Source organism: Mesorhizobium sp. Root102 (assembly GCF_001425625.1).
Lineage (GTDB): Bacteria > Pseudomonadota > Alphaproteobacteria > Rhizobiales > Rhizobiaceae > Mesorhizobium.
This window is the reverse complement of sequence record NZ_LMCP01000001.1, coordinates 365,333-388,939: the sequence shown is the minus strand read 5'-3', so window position 1 is coordinate 388,939 and position 23,607 is coordinate 365,333. Positions and strand designations below refer to the sequence as shown.

Here is a 23,607-nt window from a genome sequence, read left to right as displayed (position 1 = left end):
ATCTGAAAGTCGTAGTTGTCGTCCGACGAGGCGCCATCAACGCTCCCATCAGATTGCATCAGTTCAGGTGATTTTCCGACTGTCGGATATTGGTGTCGAGGCTCAGCCGAGCAGATTGTCTTCACCGTGTCCAGCACGCAGGTTGCGCCACATCCTGAAGAGCCGGTCCACCGCCAGCGCGAGCACGGTCAGGGCGCCGGTGGCGAAGGTGCTCCACGCGGCATCGACGTCAAGCAGGTTCATTGCGCTCAGGATCACCTGGACGAGCAGGATGCCGATCACCGCGCCAATGACGCTGCCATGGCCACCTGAAAGCGATGTGCCGCCGATGATGGCCGCCGCAATCGCCAGCAGCATGAAGCTGCTGCCGTCACCGGGGGCGACGGAGCCCTGGGCGCCGACATGGATCACGCCGGCCAGCCCGGCTATCGCACCCATCAGCACCAGCGTCAGCAGCCGCACCTTGGGCGTCGGAATGCCGGCATAGGCAGCGGCTTGGCTGTTGCTGCCGACGGCCTGGACCCGGTAACCAAAGCGGGTGCGATGGAGCACGACGTGCATCGCCAATGCCAGCAGGGCGAAAACGATGCAAGCCGCCGGCACCACCGCGAAGGCCTTGCCTGACAGCGTCGTGAAGAAACCGCTGTTTGCGCCTGGCGGTGCGATTGTCTGTCCCTTGCCGGCCACCAGCGACAGGCCCTCGATCATCCACCAGGTGCCAAGCGTCACCACCATGGCCGGCAAGCGCAGCGTGATCGCCAGCAGCCCGTTGATGAGGCCGAGGCCAGCGCCAAGCGCGATCCCGGCCAGGGCGGCAAGCCAGGGGTCGATGCCGGCAATCATCAAAAGGGCTGCGGCAGCCGCCGCGAGATGGAACGCCGCGCCCGCCGAAAGGTCGATGTCGCGCATGGTGAGCACGAACACCATGCCGATAGCCAGCAGGCCGGGCAGGGCGGCTTGCCCCAGCAGTAACGACAGATTGGCCGGATCGAGGAAGGAGGGCTGGAGCCAGCCGAGCAGCCCGACCAGGGCGGCGAGCCCGACAGCGGCACCGGTTTCTGCCGGCAGCCGAATGCGGCGCCCCGGCTTACGGTTCGCCGATCCGGCTAAGGGCGGTGCGGTATCGGTTCTGGTCATGCAACGCCCTCGCGACTGGTCTGTTGGCCTTCGCCCTCTGCCTCGCCCGGCGCAATCAGCTGCAGCAGCCTCGCGCCATCCATGTCGGCGCCGGCGATCTCGCCCGCGAGCCGGCCCTGGTGGAAAGCAAGGATGCGATCGCTCAAGCCGGTCAGCTCGGACAACTCCCTCGAATGCAGCAGCACGATGCATCCGCTGGCCGCCATCTGCCGGATCAACGCGTAGATCTCCTGCTTGCTGCCGATATCGATGCCGCGCGCCGGCTCGTCGAGCAGCACCACTTGCGGACCGATTTCCAGCCATTTGGCGATGATTACCTTCTGTTGGCCGCCGGCCGACAGCGAGCCCGCCGGCGTCGAGGGAGCGGACCTGATGCGCAGCGCCTCGATCTGCCGCGCGGCGCGGCCGAGCGCCATCACCGGTGAATACCAGCGCGACCCCCAGTCGCGTGCGCCGACGACAACGTTCGCCAGGTTGAAGGCGATGGACTTGTCTTGCATCAGCCCGTTGCCGCGCTCGCCTGAAATCATGCAGATGTTACGCCGCGCCGCCTCTGTTCGTGTCTTCGGCAAGCCGTCCCCGTCCGGGAAGCGCACTCTGCCCGCGCCCGCCTTTTGCGCTCCGAACAAAAGGGCAATCAGGTCCGACACGCCGGAGCCGGCAAGCCCGGCAAGGCCGACGATCTCGCCCGCGCGCGCCGCAAAGCTGACGTCGGACAATCTACCGCCGCCAAGCCCCGAAACCGCGAGTTGCGGCCGCAGCGTGCCGGCAAGCGTCGGCATGGCCCTGAGCGGCAGCGGAAACAGCGATTGGCGCAACTGGCCGATCATCGCTTCCTCCGATGTCGTCAGCTCCTGGCGCGCCTTTGACAGCACGTCGCGGCCGTTGCGGATGACCGTCAGCTGGTCGGCGATGGCCAGCGCATCCTTCAGCCGGTTCGAGGCGTAGAGCATGCTCATGCCCTTGCCCTTCAGTCCTCGCAGCACCGCGAAAAGCCGATCTGTCTCGCGTCGGTCGAGCGCCGAATGAGGGTCGTCGAGGATGAGCAGTCTCGGGTTTTCCAGAAGCGCACGGGCGATCGCGATGAGTTGCCGCTCAGCCGGCCCGAGCTCGCCGAGCGGCGCGTGGACATCGACGGCGAGACCAAGCTGGCGAAGCAGGTCACGGCTGCGCGCCTCCATTTCGCGCCGCGAGATCAGCCCGTTGTGCAGCGGTTCGCGGTTGACGAACAGATTGGCCAGAACCGGGCGCTCCGGAAACAGCCCGGCCTGCTGCAGGACGACGCCGATGCCGAGCTTTCGCGCCGCATTGGGGTTGCTGATCGTTGCCCTCTTGCCGTCAAACTCGATGGTGCCGCTGTCCGACCGGACGATGCCCGCCAGCACCTTTATCAGCGTCGATTTGCCGGCGCCGCTTTCGCCAACCACCGCGTGGATCGAGCCGCGCTCGATCACAAGGTTCATGTCTTCGAGCACGACCGTGCCGCCAAAGCGTCTGGCAACATTGCGCACGAACAGTATCGGCGAATCAGACATACGGACGGCCCCCCGACCGCGCAGCGATCTTGGAGCGGATTGCGTCCGCAGTCACCCGGCTTTCGCATAAAATTGTGTTGATGGCGATCCGGGGCAAAAGCCGGCTAGATGAGGTCGGCCTTCGCCAGTTCCCGCATCAGATGGCTGGCGCCGTAGGTCCAGGGCGGGCAGTCAGGCGACAGCCGCACACGGTTGACCAGCGCACCGAATTTTTCCGACGAGATGGTGACGATGTCGCCGACCTTGTGGGTGAAGCCCTTGCCTTTCTCGCCGCGATCCTTCGACGGCACGAACATGGTGCCGAGATAGAGCGCCAGCCCGTCCGGATACTGGTGGTGCGGCCCCATGGCGGCGGCAACCAGTTCTTCAGGCGAGCGGCTGATCTCGGCCATCGAGCTTGCGCCCTCCAGCGAAAACCCGTCCTCGCCCTCGACCTTCAGGCGCACGACGGCCCGCTTCACGTCATCGATCGAGAACGTGTCGTCGAACAGCCGGATGAAGGGACCGAGTGCGGCCGAGGCATTGTTATCCTTGGCCTTGCCGAGCAAAAGCGCCGAACGCCCCTCGACGTCGCGCAGATTGACGTCGTTGCCGATGGTGGCGCCGACGATCCTGCCGCTTGAGGCGGCGATCATGGCGATCTCGGGCTCCGGATTGTTCCAGGTCGACACCGGGTGCAGGCCGACATCGGCGCCGAAGCCGACCGAGGCCATCGGCTGGCACTTGGTGAAAATCTCGGCGTCGGGGCCGATGCCGACTTCCAGATATTGCGACCAGGCGCCGCGCGCGATGAGCTTGGCCTTGATCTCCATCGCTTCGGACGAACCGGGCTTCAGCTTCGACAGATCGTGGCCGATCAGTCCGGCAATGTCGGCGCGGATGGCGTCGGCTTTCTCCGCCGAACCGCGCGCCTGTTCCTCGATCACCCGTTCCAGCAGGCTGACGACGAAGGTGACGCCCGAGGCCTTGACCGCCTGCAGGTCGATCGGGGAGAGCAAATACGGTTTTGCCGGATCGCGCTTGGTCTCGAAACTGTTGGCGGCGATGTCGTCGAGCGATCCGATCGGTCTGCCCTTGGCCGATAGCACATGGCCGGCAGGATCGGCCATCTCGCAGATGTCACGCACAGTCGGTGCCGTACGTGACGTAATGTCGAAAACCGTGCCGTCGCGGACCGTGACCACGAGGGGATGGGGGGCGGCCGGTGATCGGGCGCGGCCGAGAAAGACACCATCGTCATCAGGCAGAAAGATCATGTTCGTTACCACTCTCTCGTCACAGGGCAGGATGTTTCAACATTGTGGAGTGCCATGGTCGCTTCTTCAAGTCGGCGTGTGGCAGAGCGACAGACGCCCAACGGAAAAGGCCTATGTCCGGCCATGTCCCTGCACCGACTAACGCCGCTTCGCAACTCCGGATTCGGCGCTAGAGCTCGTCCCAGCGTAGACGCAAATGCGCGCTTGTCGATCTGCCTTGTTCCAGCGTCGTCAGGCCGCTGCCATGATGGGCGTCCACGACATGTGAAACCGGTTCGAAACAGAAGAAATCAGCATCTGGTGCCGGCGAATAGAGAACGAAGACGTTCAGCGTCGACGATGCCTCGAGCGTGACAATGATGGCGTCATCCGGCTGGGCGATCGAGGCACGGCCGTCCCAGCCTTCGAACGCATTGTTGACCCAGGTGTCGGGAAGGAGCGCGGTTTGCGAAAAATCCCAGTCCGGGCGGGAATTGAGCGACACAGCCGCCGTCGGCAGGTGACGTTCGTCCTCCAGCCATACCCTTGCCGCAGATGCTTGGAGAGAGGTGCGCGGGCCGCGCGGAAACCACGGATGGAAGCCGAGCCCGTAGGGCAGGCACATGGCGGCGCGGTTCTCAACGGTCAGGATCGCGGCCAGCGCGCCATCCTCCAGCGCGTAGCGGGCACTTGCATGGTAGCGATAGGGCCCGATTGCACCGTTTTCCAAAACCAGCTCCATTTCAGTGCCGGTTCGTCGTGTCAGCCGCCACGGCTTTTGAAAACCGTCGCCATGGAGCGGGAACGGCTCGCCTTCGACATTGGGTTCGATCGCATGGTAGCGCCCTTCGAACTCGAAGCCCCCGCCGGAAATACGGTTCGACCATGGAATCAACAGTTGAGACCCGAACTTCAGCAGACCCGTCGATGGCTTGATAACAGGCATGGGCACCCGGCCCGGGCGCAGCGCGTCGTAGCGCAGGATGGCGGCGCCTTGGCGAGGGCTCACCACCAGGCTTGCGCGCCCGTCGGCAAGCTCGACCGCATCACTATTTGTCATCGACGGAACGCCACTTCTACCAGCCACCATCGACATTGATGTTCTGGCCGCTGATCATGTCCGAGTCTGGGGAGACAAGGAACAGCACGAGATCGGCGACATGCTGCGGCTCGATGCGACGCTTCAAGCTCTGGTTGGCCAGAATCCAGTCGTTGTATTCCTGGAGCCGTTCTCCGAAAACGCGCTTCTCCGCCTCGGAAACGACAGCGCCCGGCGACACTGCGTTTACGGTAATGCCGTGCGGTCCCAATTCCCGCCCCAGAGACTTCGTGAGACCCAGCATGGCGCCCTTCGAAGCTACATAAGGCACGTAACCCTCCCAGCGGCCGTTCAGCGTCACCGAACAAAAATTGACGATCCTCCCGTTGCCCTTCTTCTTCATGCCAGGAGCGCAGGCGCGCGCCAGCGCGAAGGCAGCAGAGGAATTCACGCGGATCTGGTCCTCATATTCGGCGAGGGAAAATTCCTCGAAGGGACGGTTGATGATAAGCGCCGCGTTGTTGATCAAGATGTCGATCGCGCCCTCTTCGTCGGCGAGCGCCCTGACCGCCGCTTCGGCTTCGGCCAACTGGTTCAAGTCGCAGCCGATATAGACGATCGCACCCTTGCTCGCCGACGCCAATTCAGCCGCGATCCCAGGTCCTTCGACAGTCTCGGGGCGGTCAAGCAAAAGCACGCGAGCGCCGGCGCGTGCAAGTGCGGCAGCCTGGGCACGGCCGAGCGAACCCAGACCGCCCGTCAACAGCGCAACTTTGCCCGAAAGGTCCGTCATCACCGTTACCCGCTTCTCAAAGCACGTTGTGGACTTCGTCGATGGAGGTTTCCTCGATGCGCTTGTCGAGCACGACCTCGCCTCGCGCCATCGCGACCACGCGATCACAGCAGTCAAAAACGTGATGCATGTTGTGGCTGATGAAGACGCCGGTGACACCCTGCTCCTTCAAGCCGCGAACAAAGCCGATCACCTTCTGCGTTTCCTTGACCGAGAGATGGTTGGTCGGCTCGTCGAGAATCATCACTTTCGACTTGAAGTGCATGGCGCGCGCTATGGCGACGCCCTGCCGCTGGCCCCCTGACAGTTCACCGACCAGCGCATCGGGCGAGCGCAGATGCAGATCGACATTGGCGATCGCCTTGATGCTTTCGCTGCCCATCTTCTTCTGGTCGAGGATGCCCACGCCGAACACGGAAAACCGCGTCGGTTCCCGCCCGATAAACAGGTTCCTGGCAATCGACATGGTGGGAACCATGGAATTGTATTGGTAGATGGTCTCGATACCGAGGTTCATCGCATCGCGCGGCCTGGCGATCCGCACCGGCTTGCCGTCGACCAGGATTTCACCCTCATCGGCTGTTTGGACGCCGGATAGAATGTTGATGAGCGTCGACTTGCCGGCACCATTGTCGCCAATCAGCCCGAGCGCCTCGCCTCGCTTGAAGTCGAGGCTCACGCCCTTCAGTGCATGGACGCCCGAGTACCATTTGTGAAGATTGCGGACGGAGATGATCGCGTCGTCCATATCTCAATTCTCCATCTTGATCGCCTTGGCACGCTTGCGCATCCAGGCATTGGCGACGACGGCGAAGATGGTCAGGAAGCCGATCGCGAATTTGAACCAGTTCGCGTCGACTTGCGAGAGCACAAGCCCGTTGTCGATAATGCGGATGAGGATCGTGCCGATGATACCGCCTGCGACCGTACCGATGCCGCCTGCCAGCGAAGCGCCGCCGATGACCGCTGAGGCGACTGCTTGGAGTTCCAGACCCTCGCCGATGGAAGGCAGAGGAGAGCCCAGTCTCAGCACCTGCAACATGCCGGCGAAACCGGACAGCATCGAGCAAAGCATGAAGCATGCGAGTTTCACCCTTGCGGTCGGAATGCCCATCGAGGCGGCAGCGGGATGGAAGCCACCGGTGGCCTTTATCCAGTTGCCGAAATTGGTTCGGGAAAGCATCAGCGACGTCAGCACGGCAATTCCGGCAAACCACAGGAACGACATGCGGAACATGTGGCCGGGACCGACAAACGAGGTGAACAGCCAGTTCGGCAGATCCGCGGGAAGCAGGGGTGGAAACCCGCCCGAGACGACGATCGTCAGCGACCGGGCGATGAACAGCATGCCAAGCGTGGTGATGAAGCTCGGGATCTCGAACCGGATCGTCACATAGCCGTTGATGAAGCCGATAGCCGCGCAAACGCCAAGGCCGGCCAGCAAAGCGAGTGGGAAAGGCACACCCTCGACCATGAGGACGGCCATGGACATCGGCATCAGCGCAAACACCGATCCAACCGACAGGTCGAACTCGCCGCTGATCATCAAGATCGTGACACCGATGGCGACGAGGCCCGTTTCCGGCAGAATGCCGAGTATGCCACGAAGGTTATCCTGGTTGAGGAACACGCCATCCGAGCGGATCTCGAAAATCACCACCAGAAGCACCAGCAGGATCAGTCCAGCCAGTTCCGGCTTTTCCAGATAGGTCTTGAAGAGGCGTTTCAAGGCAGGCTCCAGGAATTGAGGCGAGGGACCACCCGGCGGCGCGGGCACCGCCGGGTGAACACATGGCGCGTGTGGGCCTAACGCAGACCTTGCGCGGAAAGCGTCATGATCGCGTCGGCCTGGTTCGGGCGTACGATGCCTTGGCCCGTATCGATGTCGGAGGGTGCCAGACCTACCTTCTTGTTCAGGTAGGCTTCCATCACCGGCATGAAGCCCTGCATGTAGGGCTGCTGGTCCACCAGGGCCTGCACATAGCCCTTCTGCATCTGCTGCAGGACTTCCGGCACCAGATCGAAGCCGCCAAGGAGAACCTTGCCCGGCGCGACACCGCGATCCTGCAAGGACCGCGCAACGCCCGCGCACCAGAAGCCGGTGTCGAAATAGGCGGTGGTGTCGGGATGCGCGTTGAGATAGGCGCCGACACGATCGGACGTGACCGCAAGGTCTGTTCCGCTGTCAATCCGCTCCCATGAGACCTGGCGGTCGGGATGGGCGGCCTTGTACTCTTCCAGGAACTGCATCACGCCTGCGCCGCGACTTTCCGACCAGTTCTGGCCTGGTGCGGAAATGCCGACCAGAATCTTGATTGGCCCTTCTTTCGGGAAGCTCTCGGAAATCGCCTTGCCGAGCGAATAGCCCGCCGGCTTGAAACCTTGCCCAATGAAGGCCTGCCGGGCATTGCCCCTGGCGCCTTCTGTGTCATCGACGTTGACGGCAATCACCAAGACGCCGGCGTCTCGCGCTTCCTTGATGACGTCGTCGAACGCCTTGTTGTCGACGATCGAGGTCAGCAAGGCATCCGGCTTGGCGGCAAGTGCTGCGCGCATGTTGGCGAGTTGCTGCTCGACCGAACCCTCGGTCTGGGTGAAGATCATGTTGCACTTGGCCTCGACCTTGCCGCAGGCATCGTCATAGCCCTTCTTCACCGCCTGCCAGAAGGTGTTCGAGGCTGACGAATGGTGCGTAAAGACGATGTTGAGCCCGTCGGCGCTGGCGATGGAAGGCCCCGCGAACAGCGTCGTGGCGAGCAAAAGCGTTGCAGTCAGTCGTTTCATTACTATTCCTCCCGTTGAGTGTTATTCAGATGTCCGCCTTGTCCGAGACGCGGCGATGGACGGTGTAGGCCCGACCGAGGTCGGGATTGAGTTCCAGCCCGAGGCCCGGGCCGGGCGGTACGGTGATCATGCCGTTCTTGACTTCCGGTAGCGCGGTCACGAGGTCGCGATACCAGGTCCGGTAGAATGCCCTCACACTCTCCTGTACGAGTGCGTTGGGCGCGTTGAGGGACAAATGTGTCGACGCCGCCAGAACCACAGGCCCAGTGCAGTCGTGCGGGGCGACTGGCAGGTGCCAGGCCTCCGCCATCGCGGCGATCTTGCGTGCTTCCGAAAGTCCGCCGCACCAGGAAATGTCCAGCATCACGATGCCTGCGGCGCCGGTCTCCAGCAGATCCCGGAATGCCCAGCGACTGCCCAAGGTTTCTGACGCCGAGATCGGCGCCGGGCTCGCGGCCTCATAGCGCTTGAGATCGCCGAGGCTGTCCATGCGGATCGGATCCTCGTGCCAGTATGTGCCATAAGGTCCGAGCGCCTTTGCGATCTTGATCGCGGGCAGGAGCTGCCACATCGAATGGAACTCGACCATGATGTCGATCCTGTCGCCGACGGCCCTGCGGATCTTCTCGAAAGGATGCAACGCGGCTTTGAGGTCGGCGGCGGTGATATCCTGCCCCCTGCTTTTCTCGGCGGCATGGTCGAAGGGCCAGATCTTCATGGCCGTGATACCGTCTTCAAGGAGTTCCGCCGCCAATTCGTCGGCGCGGTGGAGAAACCCGTTCAGGTCGTCGTAGCCTTGCTTCGTGCCGAGACCATAGTTTGCGGTGGTCTGTCCCTTGCCGTCCTTGATGTATTCGGTGCCGGCGCAGGTATTGTAGGTGCGGATGGACTGCCGTGAAAAGCCTCCAAGAAGCTGCGCTATCGGCTGGTTTGTCGCCTTGCCGAAAATGTCCCAGAGCGCGATGTCGAAGGCGGAATTGCCGCGAACCTCGGCGCCACTTGAGCGGAAACCGAGATAGCCAACCAGATCCGCGGACAGCAGATCGATCTGCAGCGGATCGCGGCCGATGACGCGTGGCGCAACATATTCGTGCAGGTATTCCGCGACCGTGCGCGCCATGAAGAAGGTTTCGCCAAGGCCGGTGATGCCTTCGTCGGTATGCACCTCGACCCAGAGCAGGTTGGGCCGCTCTTCGATGCGAATGGTCTCGATCGCGCGGATTTTCATGCGATCCCCGCGTCGTTCAGCGCCTTGACGCTCTTGTCGAAATGCGCGGCCATGTGTTCGGCGGCAAGTTGCGGATTTCCCGCGATGATCGCCCGGGCAATATCAGCGTGACCCTCGATCATCTTGATCTGATCTTCCACGGAGGCGCGTGTACGCCAGCCGATCACCCAGGTGCGTCGCGTGACGCCGCTGAAGGCGGTGATGATCAACGAGAACACCGGGTTGTGAGAAGCCCGCGCGATCGCCTCATGGAATGCGATGTCGTGCTCCATGACGATCTCAGGCGTACGATAGTTCTCGCGCATCAGTCGCGCGTATTCTTGTATTTCAGCGGCCTCGGCATCGCTCCGCCGGAGTGCGGCGAGCGCCACCGTGCGCATTTCGATGGTGCGGCGAACATCATAAACCTGGTGGACGCTGATCTGTTCGGTGGTGACGCCGTGCTCGATCACCATCGACATGGCACCGATGTCGAGCTTGGCGACGCTGGCGCGCCGACCGGCGCTCATGTCGATGAGGCGCATCGCCGACAGCGATCGAAACGCCTCCCGCACCACCGTCCGCGAGACGCTGAGCCTGCGGGTCATGTCGGCTTCGCTTGGCAAGAGGTCGCCGGGGCCGAGTCCCTCGACGCGGATGTATTGGGTGATGGCCTGAATAGCGGCGCTGACCAGGCCGGGATTGGTCTCCTCCGGCATCATGCTACGATTGGCCACCATTTGCCCTCAACCTGTATGACATGTTTTCTTGAAATGCCTATATCTTTGTGAGATGTTGTCTGTCAAGTGACGCCAACAAGCGCGACAAACGAGGCAACGCATGGATAGCGGAGAGATGCAGGCGATTTTCGTGTTCGATGCCCGGGATGTCGTCGGGGAGAGCCTGATCTGGGACGAAAACAGGAAAACACTGATCTGGGTGGATATTATCGGGCGGCGTATCCACCGGCTCGATCCGGACACTCTCGATCACCAGAGCTGGCAAGCTCCGGGCCTCGCAACCTCGATCGGCCTGCGCAGGAACGGTGGCGCAATCGTCGGGTTGCGAAAGGACGTGGCATTGTGGGATTTCGGGGAAAACTTCAGGGCGATCGCGACGATCGAACCGGATAGTCCGGACACACGGTTGAATGAGGGCGTGGTCGCCCCAGACGGCTCATTCTGGGTCGGAACCATGGAAAACAATATCGGCCCGGATGACCTTCCGCGCGATATTTCGCGGGATGCGGGGCGGATCTATCGCGTCGCCACGACCGGCATTGTGGAGGCGCTCAGCGCCGATCGTTTCGGTATCACCAACACCATGATCTGGATGGCGGATGATACCTTCGTCACGGCGGACACGATGAAGAACCAGATATTCAGCTATCGCTGGGATAGGGTGCAATCGCGAATAACCGACAGGCGCCTTTTCTTCTCGGACTTTCCGCGCGGTCTGCCAGATGGGTCGTGCGTGGATGCGGAGGGCTATGTCTGGAATTGCCGCGTTGCGGGCGGCGGCTGCCTCGTCCGCATTTCTCCCGGTGGAGTTCTCGACAAAGTCGTGGATCTGCCCTGCAGCTGGCCGACGAGTTGCGCTTTTGGTGGCGAGAATTTCGATACTCTCTTCGTCACGTCGGCGCGATTTACCATGAGCAGGGAGCACTTGCAGGCAAATCCGCAAGAGGGCGGGTTGTTTGCGGTGCGGACCGGCGTTCGGGGCACGCCGGCCAATCGGTTCGGATGAGAGATGGGTTTTTTCATCCGATGCAACTCGCAGTGCCGGGAAACCCTCGGCGAGATCTGCAAGTCGCCAGACTAAAACCCACTTTCAAAATGATGAAATGACATCTAGGATTTTCATTTTGCAATGAATCCCAGGTGACCCTTGCCCGCACCATTCTCCGATCCGATCTGGCGCAAGCCGCAGGCGGCTTCCAGATTTCAGTCGCTTTTTCCCAGTGGTGAAAAGGCCGATGTCGTCATTGTCGGCGGCGGCATCATGGGTCTGTCGACGGCTTTGCATGCTGCCCGGCTTGGCATGTCGGTGCAGGTGCTGGAAGCCGGCGAAATCGGCCAGGGTGCATCGGGCCTCAATGGCGGCCAGGTCATTCCCGGCCTGAAGTATGATCCGGAATGGCTGTTGGAGCATTATGGCCCGGAGCGCGGCGAGGCGCTTGTCGATTTTGCCGCCTCGACCGCCGATGCGGTCTTCGAACTGATCCGCGACGAAAAACTGGCTGTGCCGTTCGTTCGCAATGGCTGGATCCAGGCGGCGCACACCGAGGTCGCGCTGAAGGCGGCGGCGAACCGTGACCGGCAATGGCGGGCGCGCGGCGCCGATGTCCAGCTTCTGAGCGCGGCGGAGATCGCAGCCAGGACCGGCGCACAGGGCTATCTCGGCGGCTGGCTCGACCGCCGCGCCGGTGTGATCGATCCGCTCGCCTATACGTCGGAACTCGCGCGTGTCGCGGCCGCGGCTGGAGTGAGGATAGCCGAGCGCCAGAAGGTCGTACGGCTTACCAATGCCGCCGGTATTTGGCGTATTTCGACCGAAAACGGGACCGAGTTGCAGGCAAGAGTAGTCGTGCTGGCGACCAACGCCTATACGGATGGCCTGATCCCCGGTCTCGCCCAGACGATCGTTCCGCTACATTCCTTTCAGATCGCCACAGCGCCGCTGTCGCCCAACCTGGCCGCAACGATCCTGCCGGAAGGGCAGGCGGTGTCGGACTCCCGTCGCATCCTCGTCTACTACCGCAAGAGCGCCGACGGCCGGCTGGTGCTTGGCGGACGGGGTCGCATGGCGCTGCCGACGAGCGCTGGCGACTGGGCGCATCTCGAGCGCGCGCTGGCACGGCTCTATCCCTCGCTGTCCGGTGTCGCCATCGAGAAGCGCTGGTTCGGTCGGGTGGCGATGACGCCGGACCATCTGCCGCACATCCACGAGCTCGAGCAGGGCCTGCTGGCTGTGGTCGGTTGCCAGGGCCGTGGTGTCGGCCTGATGACCGCGCTTGGCGAGCGCATCGCTGGTTATCTCCAAGGTGGCGACGCCAGGCAATTGCCGTTCCCGCTTTCACCGATCCGGCCGATCCCGTTCCACGCCTTCCGCCAGGTCGGCGTCGCCGCGACCATCGCCTGGTATCGCTTGCTCGATGCGCTGGAGCGCTGACCAAGGGGATTCCCGTCATTGGGATTCCGTTTGGGAGATTCCTCTTGACAGTTTCATGAATATGAAAAATTCTAAGGTAATTTCAAAATTCCGATAGGCAGGTCGATGTCGACCCTAGTTGCAACATCAGCGCCAGAGGCCCGGTCTTCTTCGGGCTTCCGGGCCGCCATGCTGCTGCCGGGCGCTCTGGTCACTTTCCTGCTGATCCTGTTTGCCCTTGGCCTTGTGCTTTTCCTCGCCTTCCGCACCAATGACGGTTCGCTGCTCGGCGCCGGTTTCACCGCGGCGAATTTTGTCACGGTGGTGTCCGATCCGCTGTACTGGACGGTGACGCTGCGCTCGCTGGTCATTGCCGCTCTGGTCACGCTGGCCACGGTCGTTACTGCCTATCCCGTCGCCTACTACCTTGCCTTCCACGCCGGCCGGCGGCGCGGCCTGCTGCTGTTCCTGGTGACGCTGCCGTTCTGGACCAGCTATCTTCTGCGCGTCTTCGCCTGGAAGATCGTGCTCGCCTATAACGGCGTACTGAACTCGGCGCTGATCGAAAGCGGCATCTGGTCCGAGCCGACATTGGCCTTTCTCAACACGCCGGCCGCCGTCGTCGTCACGCTCGCGCACGCCTATGCGCCGTTCGCCATCCTGCCGATCTATGTGGCGCTGGACACGATCCCGAAATCGCTGGTCGAGGCCGCTTCCGATCTTGGTGCGCGGCCGTTCACCTCTTTCCGCCGTGTCGTGTTGCCCAATTCGATGCCGGGCGTGCTGGCAGCCGCACTCGTCGTCTTCGTGCCGACGGTTGGCGATTATGTCACGCCGGCTCTCGTCGGCGGTCCGGCCAGCACCATGATCGGTACACTGATCCAGGCGCAATTCGGCAAGGCCAATGACTGGCCGTTCGGCGCAGCACTCTCCGTCGCCGTCATGCTGGTCATCCTTGCCGTGGTGCTGGTTGCGCGCATCGCCGACCGCAGATTTGGCAGCCGCACATGAGCGAGGGGCGGCACACACAGCGAGGCGGCGGCTGGCTTGGCGTCTATGTCATTGCCTATCTGGTCTTTCTCTATCTGCCGGTCCTGCTGATCCCGCTGTTTTCCTTCAACAACTCGATCCAGGCAGCGTTTCCGCTGCAAGGCTTTACCGTGCAATGGTACGCGACTTTGTTCGGCAATTCGGCGCTGACCAGTGCGCTCTTGAACAGCCTCGTCATCGGTGTCATTGCAGCCACGGGTGCTACGCTGTGCGGCATCACTGTATCCTATATGGACCTCTATGGCCGCTCGCCGCTGGCCGCCACCATCAGCGCCATCGCCCGGCTGCCGATCCTGATCCCGGGTGTCATCGTCGGCATATCGCTGCTGATCCTTATCAACCTCATCGGTCTGGGGCCATCGCGCATCGCCATCGTTCTCGGCCACATATTGGTGGCGCTGCCGACGACCGTGGTGATCATGCGCAGCCGCTTCGCCGCCATCCCGAAAACCATTCGCGAGGCGGCTCTCGATCTCGGTGCCTCCGACTGGACGACCTTCCGGCGGGTCATGCTGCCGCTCAGCCTGCCGGCCATCGTTTCGGCCTTCATGCTGGCCTTCCTGATCTCCTTCGACGAATTCATCGTCGTCTTCTTCCTGGCCGGCACCGAGCCGACGCTGCCGCTCTACATCTGGAGCCAGCTGCGTTTTCCAAGGTCGCTGCCGACGGTCATGGCGCTGGGCACGTCGATCCTGGCGGTGTCCTTCGTGATCGCCGCAGCAGCCGAAATCCTGCGCCATCGCGGCCTGTCCGCCACGGCGCCAAGACCCGCGGATCCATCACAACCAAATCAAACCAAGAGAGGAGAACTGCAATGGCATTCGACCTGATATCCGGAAAGACGGCCCGGGTCGGCCTCGCCGCCCTGGCATTGGCGCTATCGTCGACCGTCGCTTCCGCCGGCGACAAGCTGCAATATTTCACTTGGTCGGGCTACGAACTGCCCGATTTCAACAAGAGCTTCCTCGCCGCGCATACCGATGGCGTCGAGGCCTCCATCTTCGGCGACGACGACGATGCCTTCACCAAGGTCAAGGCCGGCTTCCGCCCCGACATTGCGCATCCCTGCTATGACAAGGTGGCGCGCTGGAACAAGGAAGGCCTGCTGCAGCCGATCGACACCAAGCGCATCAAGAACTGGGATTCGATCTTCCCGGTGTTCAAGAACCTGCCCGACCTGCAGGCCGGCGACGGCAAGGTCTGGATGGTGCCGTGGGACTGGGGCAACACCTCGATCCTCTACCGCACCGATCTGGTGAAGAATCCGGAAGCGAGCTGGAACCTGCTGTGGGACAAGCAGTATGCCGGCCGCATGGCGACCATCGACGCCGTGCATGACACGCCGATCGTTGCGGCACTTCTGGCCGGCGTCAATCCGTTCGACATGACGCCCGCCGAGATGGACAAGGTGGCCGAGAAACTGCGCGAACAGCGCCCGCTGCTCTCCAACTACACCACCGACATGACCTCGGTCGAACAGGCGCTGGCCAGCGGCCAATTGGTCGCCGCCATGACCTGGAACGCTTCCGCCACCTCGCTGAAGAAGCAGGGCGTGCCGGTCGAGTTCATGAAGCCAAAGGAAGGCATGCTGACCTGGGCCTGCGGCTTCGTCATGCTCAAGGACGCCAAGAACGTCGATCTCGCCTATGACTTCATCAACAGCCGCCTGGACGCCGACTCCGGCAAATACCTGATCGAGGCCTATGGCTATGGCAGCTCGCTGAGTTCCGCCTTTGCCACAGTGCCGAAGGAAGAGCTGGAGAAATTGCAGCTGCCGTCCGACCCGGAAGTGATGCTGAAGACCACCATCTTCACCGGACCGATGAAACAGAATGACGACCTGGCGAAGATGTTCGAGAAGGTGAAGGCTGGAGGGTGAGTTGAGGCCTGCCTTCTCCCTTGTGGGGTGAGCAGCCGGTTCGCGTAAGCGAAGTCATCGTGCCATTGGCGCGATGAAAGGCCGGCGAACGCCGGGACGCTGCGAAGCAGCGGGGGGCCCGGCAGGGTGGATCGACTAAGCACGCCCGGCCCCTCGCAGGCTCAGGGCGTTCGAAGCTCGAAAAGCCAAGCTATTGGCTTTTCGTTCGCTGCGCGAACCGCTTCTCACCCCACCAGGGGAGAAGGGTAAAGTAAACGAGGACGAATGGATGGACATGCTGGACGAAGCGGCTGAGAAGCCGAAGGACGATGCCGATATTCGCGTCGGCCGGCGCGTGCGGGCGCTGCGGCTGGAGCGCAAGCTGTCGCTGGCCGATCTTGCGGCAAAAGCCGGCGTCTCGATCGGGGCGCTCAGCCAGATCGAGCGCGGCATGTCCTCGCTGCGCGTCAAGGTAATCTGGCCGCTCGCCGCCGCCCTCGACATCGAGCCGTCGGCGCTGATCGCCGACGGCAACGATGCGGCCAACGATCTCTATTGCGTGCGTGCCGACAAGCGGCGGCAAATTCCGGTCAAGTCGGAAGGCATCGCCAAGGCGCTGCTGTCGCCGCCGGGCGCGACGCTGACCGGTATGCTGGTGACGGTGGAAGCCCGCGGCGGCACGGCCGAGGCCTATGCCCATGCCGGTCATGAATTCGGCTTCGTGCTTGCCGGCGAGGTCGAACTGGTGGTGGATTCGACAAAATACGTGCTGAAGGCCGGCGACAGTTTTGCGTTCAAGAGCACGCTTTTGCACGCCTTTCGCAATCCGGGCGCCGAGCGTTGCCAGATCCTTTGGGTCAACACCACGAAGCCGTCCGAGGTTCGCGATGGCGCCTGATCCACTCGTCCGACTGCAGACGGTCTCGAAGATTTTTCCCGGCGGCATCGTCGGGCTCGACGCTGTCGATCTCGACATTATCAGCGGCGAGTTTATCACGCTGCTCGGACCCTCGGGCTGCGGCAAGACCACCAGTCTGCGCGTCATTGCCGGCTTCGAAAGCCCGTCGAGCGGCAAGGTGTTGCTCGATGGGCGCGATATCACGGCACTTCGGCCGTTCGACCGGCCGGTCAACACCGTGTTCCAGGACTACGCGCTGTTTCCGCACATGAATGTCGCCGAGAATGTCGGCTTCGGTCTGTCGCTGCGCAAACTGTCTGGCGCCGAACAGGCAAAACGGACCGGCGACGCTCTCGACATGGTCGGTCTTGCCGACAAGCTCCGCGCCCGCGTCTCCGAACTGTCGGGCGGCCAGCGCCAGCGTGTCGCGCTGGCGCGCGCCATCGTCTGCGAGCCGCGCGTGCTGCTGCTCGACGAGCCGCTGTCGGCACTCGACGCGCATCTGCGTGAACAGATGCAGGTCGAGCTGAAGCGGCTGCAGTCGCGGCTCGGCACCACCTTCGTCATGGTTACCCACGACCAGACCGAAGCCTTGTCGATCTCCGACCGAATCGTCGTCATGAACAAGGGCCGCATCGAGCAGATCGCGCCGCCGGCCACCCTTTACGACCGGCCCGCCACGAAGTTCGTGGCGAGCTTCATCGGCACCATGAATCTCCTGCAATCACGGTTTGTCGGCCGCGATGGCGAGCGCTTGCGTTTCACCGCCGGCACCTTGCCGCTGGAGGCCATTTCTGAAACCGGCCAGTCACCCGGCGAAGGCGAGGTGCGGACCATTGGCGTGCGTCCGGAGGATCTGCTGGCGATGACCGAGGCCGTGCCTGGCACCGCGCCGGCGCGCGTCGACAGCATCGTCTTTCACGGCCGCACGCTGCGCCTGCATGCCGAACTCGAGCAAGGCGCACCTGTTGTCATCGACGCGCCGCGCCAGGCCGAGGGTTTTCAATTCAGCGCCGGCGACGTGGCGCATATCCGCCTGCGCCGTGGCGCCAATTGCCCTGTGCTGCCAAGCTAGTCTCAACAACATTCGCAAGGCGGCAGCACGACCGCGCGCGGGGCAGGTCCCGATCACCTTCCTGAGGGGGACACCTTCCAGCCGGCTGTGAACAAAGACCATGGAACTAAGGAGGAATTGACTCGGCGAGGAATACATTCCTAGTTTGGCCGATGCCGGAACTGAGCAACCGACCGCGCCGAAATGTGCAGACCCTGTGCCTCGCGCACGAAGTCGGGCAACTCATTCGTGTTCGATGCCGGCACTGCAACATCACGCGGCACTACCTGCCAGGCGAGCTTGCAAAGCTTGTCGGTGACATTCCCTTTTGGGATGTCGAACGGCATATGCGGTGTGAGCGCTGCAAGCTTCGCGAGCTTGACGCCGACATAATTTTGCCGAGCGCTGCCGAGCGCTTGAAAATTCGAGTCAGGCGCCTTGTCGAAATCCGCATGGTTCGCCGGGTGATCTGGCGAGACGAGGATTGAGGAAGCTGCTGAAAGCTGGTCCTGCATCCTAGAACAGAGACCCTTGGGCCGGAGCCTGCCGCGGAAACTTGATTTGTGTGGCTGGCTTCTCGACGATGACCAACGCGTCGTCTGGCGCAGTCCGCTGCAAATGCCGTGCTTCTGCCCACGGTGCTGTCAGCCAAGCCTCGGTCTCCTCCGACGTGGTCAGGATCACGGGCATAGCCTTCTCATGGATCGGCGCGATGAGGGCGTTGGGCTTGGTTGTCATGAAGGCAAATAGTTCGAAGTCACCAGGTCCGTCCTTGACCTTTCGCACGCCCTGCCAACGGGTCCGGAAACCGGCGAAAAAGAACAGCGGCCGGCTTTCGTCTCGGGCAAACCAGTAATTGCGCTGGATGCCTGTTTCTGGGTCTTTGTCGCTCGGTGCAGGACTGGGTTCGGCAAAACTGGTCACCGGCACGACGCATCTATGCTCTACCCCGACAAACTGTTGCCAGTGCGAATATTGTGGATTGCGAACGTTTGTCGTGCCGTAGTCGGCCTTGCCTTTCGTGCGCTCTGGTGGCGTCGGCAACCCCCAAAGCAGTTTCGCCAGTTCGCGCTTCCCGTCTGCCGTGTTGCGAACGACGGGGCCGGGCTGATTGGGATAGACGTCAACGGAAGGTTCAAGATTGCCGCTGATATCGCGCAGTGTGCGCGTCCATTGACGGACCGCCTCTTGCGTCGTGGTAATGTTGTAGAGGTTGCACATGCGGCCAGCATTGCGGAATTGGCTCCTGTCCGCAACCAAATGTACGGGTCACATAACCTTGCCATTATCCACCGTGCTGACACGTATTGTCAGCTAAGACCGACCAGTAGATGGCAGGCTGGCAGGCGGTTCCCTATTTGCAGTGCGTCTGAACAGGAGGAACACAGATGACCATCGCGGAAATTGCCAAGGATTTTACCGAACTGCTCCAGCAGGGCGATCATGCGGGTGCGGCCGAGAAGTACAATGCCGACGATATTGTCAGCCTCGAAGCCATGGAAGGGCCGATGGCCATCGCCCGCGGCAAGGAGGCTCTCAGGCAGAAAGGCCAGTGGTGGCAGGAGAACAACGAAGTGCATGGCGGCTCGGTCGAGGGCCCCTATGTCAACGGCAACCAGTTCGCGGTGCGCTTCAAGTTTGACATAACGCCCAAGGCCACCGGCCAGCGTGTCACCATGGATGAAGTTGGCCTCTACACGGTCAAGAACGGCAAGATCACCGAAGAGCGCTTCTATTATTGAGGCGGAATACCACCGGCTTTAGGAGCTTGCTTTCTTAGATCCCGGATTGAAAACAAGCATGACGGCCAGGACGACGTCCTGGCCGTCGTGTGAGAAGTTCAGATCGTCTTCACGTACTGCGCAAGCTGATCGGCCACCGTGCCCCAGCCGTCGAAGAAACCCATCTCCTCGTGGTTCTTCCGGGTTGCTTCGTCGCGATGGATGGCGGTGGCGGTGTATCGCGTGCCCCGGCCATCCGGATGGAGGGAAATGACCGCGGTGATGAACGGCTCGCCTGACGGCCGGTAGCCCGGCAGCAGTGCGTCCGTCCACACCAGCCGCTCGTTCGGCACGATTTCGAGAAAACAGCAATGGCGGTCGTTGACCTCCTTGCCGTCGGGCGACTGCATGCGTGTCCGGAACAATCCGCCCGGCCTGAGGTCGATCTCGCAGTCGGTGATCAGCCACGGCTTCGGTGTGAACCACTGCTTGACATGCTCCGGCGTCGTCCAGGCGCGCCACAGCAATTCGCGCGGCGCATCGATGACGCGCTCCAGCACCAGGTCCAGTCTGGGATCCGGCTTGAAGAGATAGCTCATTCTTCTTTCTCCTTGAGGGTCATCACATAGGCGTCGAACTGGTCGAGGCGGCTCTCCCACAGCGTGCGCTGTTCGGCCAGCCAGGTTTCGGCGAGCTTCAATGGCTCGGGTGCCAGTTGATAGGTCCTGACCCGGCCGGTCTTTTGCGAGCGCACCAGTCCGCAGATCTCAAGCACCTTGAGATGCTCGATGAAGGACGGCAGCGCCATCTCGAAAGGCTCTGCGAGTTCGCTGACCGAGGCTGGGCTGCGGTTCAGTCGCTCCACAACGCGTCGCCGCGTCGGGTCGGCAAGAGCACGAAAGATGCCGTCGATGGGTGGAGGGCCGGGAGTTGCGGTCTGAAGGCTTGTCATGGTCGCTCCCGAGGCGCTGTCAAAAAAAGGCTCGACATATGCTTAGGAAAAAACCTTAGTATTGGCAAGGGCAAAAACAACGCACGCCGCAGAGCGCTGGCAAAGCGCGCGGCGCGTCCGTAATCTGCGATCAGATTCGAAATCCGAAGGGTCACTGTTTTGACGATCACCATGTACGGCATCACCACCTGCGATACGGTCAAGAAGGCGCGCGTCTGGCTGGAGGGTCATGACGTAGCCTACCGGTTTCACGATTTCAGGGCAGAGGGGCTGGACGCCAAGCGGCTCGATGACTGGGCGGGCAAGGTCGGCTGGGAAAAGCTGCTCAACAAGGCAAGCACGACGTTCCGCGAACTGGCGGACAAGGACAAGCAGGGCCTCGACGAAAAGCAGGCCAAAGCGCTGATGCTGGCCAAGCCTACGATGATCAAGCGGCCGGTGCTGGAGGTCGGCGACCGGATTCTGGTGGGGTTCAAGCCGGATGTTTATGAGCAGGCGGTGGGGAAGTAGAGCGACACTCGCCCCCGCCGCGTTCCTTCACGCCGGCCTCAGAAATTCCAGCCGCCTCAGTCTGTCCCGCGCACATATCCCGCCAGCGCCACCGCATTGTTATGCGCCTCGTCATGCGCGCCATAGAGCAGCGTCACCTTGCCGTGGCGGAGCAGGCCGCGCAATCGCCCAACCGCCTCTTCATTCCCATCCAGCTCAACACGATACCGCTCCCGAAACTCCGCCCAGCGCGCTGGCTCGTGGCCGAACCATTTGCGCAGCTCGTCGCTCGGCGCGATGTCCTTCAACCACAGCGTCAGCGCGGCGTCCTTCTTGCTGACACCGCGCGGCCAGATGCGGTCGACCAGAACCCGCTGCCCGTCATCGGGAGCGGGTGGCTCGTAGATACGCTTAACCGCCAGGTCGAAGGCCATCGGACCCTCCGGGTCAGGCCCACTCGCCCTTGCGCATGACTGGCACGCGGGCGCCGTCCTTATGGACGCCGTCAATGTCGATCTTGTCGGAACCGATCATCCAGTCGATGTGGATGAAGCTCTTGTTGCCGCCGCGCGCGGCGATCTCGTCCTGGCTGAGCGAGGCGCCATCGACGAAGCACTTCGAATAGCACTGGCCGAGTGCGATATGGCAGGCGGCGTTCTCGTCGAACAGCGTGTTGAAGAACAACAGCCCGCTCGCCGAGATCGGCGAGGAATGCGGCACCAGCGCCACCTCGCCGAGGCGGCGCGCGCCTTCATCGGTGTCGAGTACTTTCTTCAGCACGTCCTCGCCCTTCGATGCCTTGGCCTCGACGATCCTGCCCGCTTCGAAACGAACCGAGATCTCATCGATCAGCGTGCCCTGGTAGGACAGCGGCTTGGTCGAGGAGACATGACCGTCGACGCGCCTTGCATGCGGCGTGGTGAAGACCTCTTCGGTTGGGATGTTGGGATTGCAGGTGATGCCGTTCTTGGCGGTCGAGGCGCCGCCCATCCATTCATGGCCCTCCGCCAGCCCAACCGTCAGGTCGGTGCCCGGTCCGGTGAAGTGCAGCGCATGGAAATTATGGCCGTTGAGCCATTCGGTGCGGCCGCGAAGCGCTGCATTATGCGCCGTCCAGTTGCCGATCGGGTCCTCCACATCCACGCGCGAGGCGGCGAAGATGGCGTCGGCGAGTTTCGCGACCGCAACATCGTCGGCATCATCAGGAAAAACCTGCCTGGCCCAGGCGAGGTCCGGATAGGCGACGATGTTCCAGTTGATGTCGAAGCCGGTGATCTTTTCCAGCGCTGGCTGGTAGGCCATCGAATTCGCCTTGTTGGCGCGCGCCACCTTCGCCGGATCCTGTGCCGACAATAGTGACGGATCCTCGCCGCGCACGGCCAGCCTTGCCGCATTGTTGGAAAAGGCCTTCGCCATGCCTTCGTAGAGCCAGCCGGCGGCGCGGTCGAAGCTTGCATCGGCGCCGAAGCGGTAGCGGGCCAGCGTCATCTCGTCGTCGTTGAAGATCGGCGTCACCAGGCCGGCGCCGGCCTTGTAGGCATGTTCGACAATCCGTCGGGTCAGCGGCAATGCCGCGATGGAGGATGTCAGCACCAGATCCTGTCCCGGCTGCAATTGCAGCCCGACCTTGATGGCGACTTCCGCCAGCCTGTCGAGCTTCACCGGGTCGATCGATGCGGAAACGCCGCGCGAATGTGTGGTCATGATCCTGCCTGCCGTAGTTTGATGTCCGACTCACCATAGATCGGCGCCACGGTGCTTTCCACCGCGATCGCACCGGCGGTTTCGGCATTCGCGGACCCGAACTGCGCCATGGTCGCCTCGATCTCTTCCCTGATCCAGGCCTTGAAGTCGCGGACCTTGCGGCTTTCGGCCTTGGCGGACGAGGTCACCAGCCAATAGCCGAGGCCGCTCTGGGCGCGGATTCCGAAAGGCGCAACCAGCCGCCCGTCGGCCAGCGCATCGGCGGCGAGCAATTGCCAGCCCAGCATCACGCCATGGCCGGCAATCGCCGATTCCAGGCACAGCATCGGGTCGGTGAAACGCGCGCCCTTCAGGAAGGTGATAGGTGGAACGCCGGCCGTCTCGAACCAGCTTTCCCAGTTGATCATTGCCCGCTCGTCGGTGATCGCGCAGGTCTGGGCAAGATCCTCGATCGATTTCAGTTTTCTGGCGATCGCCGGCGCACAGACAGGGAAGACTTCCTGCGCCAGGAGCAGTTCCGTCCGCCCGCCAGGCCATTTGCCGTCGCCAAGCCGGATGGCGATGTCGATATCGGAATGATCGAGATTGGCCAGACGCACCGAAGCGTCGATGCGCAGCAGCACATTGGGATGCCGGTCGAAGTGGCGCGACAGTCGCGGCAAAAGCCACTTCGAGGCAAAAGCCGGCGCCACCGAAACCACCAAGGTGCACTGCGTCGCCTCGTCGGCCAGCGCCACGGCCTGGGCAAGCTCGCGAAATCCGGCACCAAGGCGGGTCGCGAAGACGGCGCCGAATTCGGTCAGCAACAGACCACCCGCCGTTCGTTCGAACAGCGCCTGGCCAAGCTGCTTCTCGGTGCGGCTTATCTGCTGGCTGACGGCGCTGACGGAAACGTTGAGCTCACCGGCCGCCGCCGCCAGCGATCCGAGACGGGCAACGGTTTCGACGGCGCGGAGGCCGTTGAGATGGACGCGGTTGAGCATAGCCATTTGAGTTTTTCT

General features: G+C 62.5%; 26 protein-coding genes. 9 read left to right on the top strand and 17 right to left on the bottom strand.

Annotated features, from left to right (window positions below; all coding sequences use genetic code 11):
- Positions 1–102: 102 nt before the first annotated feature.
- From ASD12_RS01850 to ASD12_RS01805, 10 genes are all read right to left on the bottom strand, one after another.
- Positions 103–1,137 carry an ABC transporter permease gene (locus tag ASD12_RS01850; protein WP_056581282.1) on the bottom strand — a complete coding sequence of 345 codons (1,035 nt, stop codon included), beginning with the start codon at positions 1,135–1,137 and terminating at the stop codon, positions 103–105.
- Positions 1,134–2,672 carry a sugar ABC transporter ATP-binding protein gene (locus ASD12_RS01845; RefSeq protein ID WP_056581279.1) on the bottom strand — a complete coding sequence of 513 codons (1,539 nt, stop codon included), beginning with the start codon at positions 2,670–2,672 and terminating at the stop codon, positions 1,134–1,136. The genes ASD12_RS01850 and ASD12_RS01845 overlap by 4 nt, the downstream gene beginning before the upstream one ends.
- A 104-nt stretch (positions 2,673–2,776) precedes the next feature.
- The gene (locus ASD12_RS01840) at positions 2,777–3,928 is read right to left on the bottom strand and encodes a fumarylacetoacetate hydrolase family protein (protein ID WP_056581275.1); all 1,152 of its coding nucleotides are present in this window, start codon (positions 3,926–3,928) and stop codon (positions 2,777–2,779) included.
- A gap of 169 nt (positions 3,929–4,097) precedes the next feature.
- The gene (locus tag ASD12_RS01835; RefSeq protein ID WP_082525227.1) at positions 4,098–4,967 is read right to left on the bottom strand and encodes an aldose 1-epimerase; all 870 of its coding nucleotides are present in this window, start codon (positions 4,965–4,967) and stop codon (positions 4,098–4,100) included.
- 16 nt (positions 4,968–4,983) lie between these two features.
- Complete coding sequence (locus tag ASD12_RS01830; RefSeq protein ID WP_056581272.1) at positions 4,984–5,739, bottom strand: SDR family oxidoreductase; 756 nt, start codon at positions 5,737–5,739, stop codon at positions 4,984–4,986.
- Between the two features lie 16 nt (positions 5,740–5,755).
- Positions 5,756–6,487, bottom strand: coding sequence for an ATP-binding cassette domain-containing protein (locus ASD12_RS01825; RefSeq protein ID WP_056581269.1), 732 nt, complete (start codon positions 6,485–6,487; stop codon positions 5,756–5,758).
- A 3-nt stretch (positions 6,488–6,490) separates the two neighbouring features.
- Positions 6,491–7,468 (bottom strand): ABC transporter permease, encoded by a 978-nt coding sequence (locus tag ASD12_RS01820; protein ID WP_056581266.1) that lies wholly within the window; start codon positions 7,466–7,468, stop codon positions 6,491–6,493.
- Between the two features lie 77 nt (positions 7,469–7,545).
- Positions 7,546–8,523 (bottom strand): sugar ABC transporter substrate-binding protein, encoded by a 978-nt coding sequence (locus ASD12_RS01815; protein WP_056581263.1) that lies wholly within the window; start codon positions 8,521–8,523, stop codon positions 7,546–7,548.
- Between the two features lie 25 nt (positions 8,524–8,548).
- A complete protein-coding gene (locus tag ASD12_RS01810) occupies positions 8,549–9,751 on the bottom strand; it encodes a mandelate racemase/muconate lactonizing enzyme family protein (protein ID WP_056581260.1) in 1,203 nt (400 codons plus the stop codon).
- Positions 9,748–10,470, bottom strand: coding sequence for a FadR/GntR family transcriptional regulator (locus ASD12_RS01805; RefSeq protein WP_056581258.1), 723 nt, complete (start codon positions 10,468–10,470; stop codon positions 9,748–9,750). The genes ASD12_RS01810 and ASD12_RS01805 overlap by 4 nt, the downstream gene beginning before the upstream one ends.
- A 100-nt stretch (positions 10,471–10,570) precedes the next feature.
- Here ASD12_RS01805 and ASD12_RS01800 point away from each other — a divergent pair, with 100 nt between their 5' ends.
- From ASD12_RS01800 to ASD12_RS01770, 7 genes are all read left to right on the top strand, one after another.
- Positions 10,571–11,476 carry an SMP-30/gluconolactonase/LRE family protein gene (locus ASD12_RS01800; protein ID WP_056581254.1) on the top strand — a complete coding sequence of 302 codons (906 nt, stop codon included), beginning with the start codon at positions 10,571–10,573 and terminating at the stop codon, positions 11,474–11,476.
- Positions 11,477–11,617: 141 nt separating this feature from the next.
- On the top strand, positions 11,618–12,901 hold the full coding sequence (locus ASD12_RS01795) for an FAD-dependent oxidoreductase (protein ID WP_056581252.1): 1,284 nt from the start codon (positions 11,618–11,620) through the stop codon (positions 12,899–12,901).
- Positions 12,902–13,006: 105 nt separating this feature from the next.
- Positions 13,007–13,891, top strand: coding sequence for an ABC transporter permease (locus ASD12_RS01790; protein ID WP_056581248.1), 885 nt, complete (start codon positions 13,007–13,009; stop codon positions 13,889–13,891).
- Positions 13,888–14,760 (top strand): ABC transporter permease, encoded by an 873-nt coding sequence (locus ASD12_RS01785; protein ID WP_056581245.1) that lies wholly within the window; start codon positions 13,888–13,890, stop codon positions 14,758–14,760. Before ASD12_RS01790 ends, ASD12_RS01785 begins: the two co-directional genes overlap by 4 nt.
- Positions 14,745–15,809, top strand: a complete 1,065-nt coding sequence (locus ASD12_RS01780; RefSeq protein ID WP_056581241.1) for an ABC transporter substrate-binding protein — start codon at positions 14,745–14,747, stop codon at positions 15,807–15,809. The genes ASD12_RS01785 and ASD12_RS01780 overlap by 16 nt, the downstream gene beginning before the upstream one ends.
- Positions 15,810–16,077: 268 nt before the next feature.
- Entirely contained in the window at positions 16,078–16,686 is a 609-nt protein-coding gene (locus ASD12_RS01775; protein WP_056581238.1) for a cupin domain-containing protein, read from the top strand.
- The gene (locus ASD12_RS01770) at positions 16,676–17,761 is read left to right on the top strand and encodes an ABC transporter ATP-binding protein (protein WP_056581235.1); all 1,086 of its coding nucleotides are present in this window, start codon (positions 16,676–16,678) and stop codon (positions 17,759–17,761) included. Before ASD12_RS01775 ends, ASD12_RS01770 begins: the two co-directional genes overlap by 11 nt.
- Before the next feature lie 140 nt (positions 17,762–17,901).
- On the opposite strand, the gene ASD12_RS34745 is transcribed toward ASD12_RS01770, so the two are convergent.
- Together ASD12_RS34745 and ASD12_RS01760 are read right to left on the bottom strand one after the other, a co-directional pair.
- Complete coding sequence (locus ASD12_RS34745) at positions 17,902–18,255, bottom strand: hypothetical protein (RefSeq protein ID WP_056581232.1); 354 nt, start codon at positions 18,253–18,255, stop codon at positions 17,902–17,904.
- 1 nt (position 18,256) lies between these two features.
- A complete protein-coding gene (locus tag ASD12_RS01760) occupies positions 18,257–18,961 on the bottom strand; it encodes an SOS response-associated peptidase (RefSeq protein WP_056581230.1) in 705 nt (234 codons plus the stop codon).
- A 167-nt stretch (positions 18,962–19,128) separates the two neighbouring features.
- Between ASD12_RS01760 and ASD12_RS01755 the strand changes: the two genes are divergently transcribed.
- Complete coding sequence (locus ASD12_RS01755; protein WP_056581228.1) at positions 19,129–19,482, top strand: nuclear transport factor 2 family protein; 354 nt, start codon at positions 19,129–19,131, stop codon at positions 19,480–19,482.
- Between the two features lie 98 nt (positions 19,483–19,580).
- On the opposite strand, the gene ASD12_RS01750 is transcribed toward ASD12_RS01755, so the two are convergent.
- Positions 19,581–20,060 carry an SRPBCC family protein gene (locus ASD12_RS01750; protein ID WP_056581225.1) on the bottom strand — a complete coding sequence of 160 codons (480 nt, stop codon included), beginning with the start codon at positions 20,058–20,060 and terminating at the stop codon, positions 19,581–19,583.
- The gene (locus ASD12_RS01745) at positions 20,057–20,413 is read right to left on the bottom strand and encodes a metalloregulator ArsR/SmtB family transcription factor (RefSeq protein ID WP_056581221.1); all 357 of its coding nucleotides are present in this window, start codon (positions 20,411–20,413) and stop codon (positions 20,057–20,059) included. Before ASD12_RS01745 ends, ASD12_RS01750 begins: the two co-directional genes overlap by 4 nt.
- Positions 20,414–20,572: 159 nt before the next feature.
- Here ASD12_RS01745 and ASD12_RS01740 point away from each other — a divergent pair, with 159 nt between their 5' ends.
- Entirely contained in the window at positions 20,573–20,923 is a 351-nt protein-coding gene (locus tag ASD12_RS01740; protein ID WP_056581219.1) for an ArsC family reductase, read from the top strand.
- 56 nt (positions 20,924–20,979) lie between these two features.
- On the opposite strand, the gene ASD12_RS01735 is transcribed toward ASD12_RS01740, so the two are convergent.
- From ASD12_RS01735 to ASD12_RS01725, 3 genes are read right to left on the bottom strand one after another with little or no spacing between them, the layout of a single operon-like run.
- A complete protein-coding gene (locus ASD12_RS01735; RefSeq protein ID WP_056581216.1) occupies positions 20,980–21,336 on the bottom strand; it encodes a DUF488 domain-containing protein in 357 nt (118 codons plus the stop codon).
- Positions 21,337–21,349: 13 nt separating this feature from the next.
- A complete protein-coding gene (locus tag ASD12_RS01730; protein ID WP_056581213.1) occupies positions 21,350–22,606 on the bottom strand; it encodes an aminopeptidase in 1,257 nt (418 codons plus the stop codon).
- Positions 22,603–23,595: a LysR substrate-binding domain-containing protein gene (locus ASD12_RS01725; RefSeq protein ID WP_056581210.1), complete on the bottom strand. Its 993-nt coding sequence runs from the start codon at positions 23,593–23,595 to the stop codon at positions 22,603–22,605. Before ASD12_RS01725 ends, ASD12_RS01730 begins: the two co-directional genes overlap by 4 nt.
- Between the last annotated feature and the right edge of the window lie 12 nt (positions 23,596–23,607).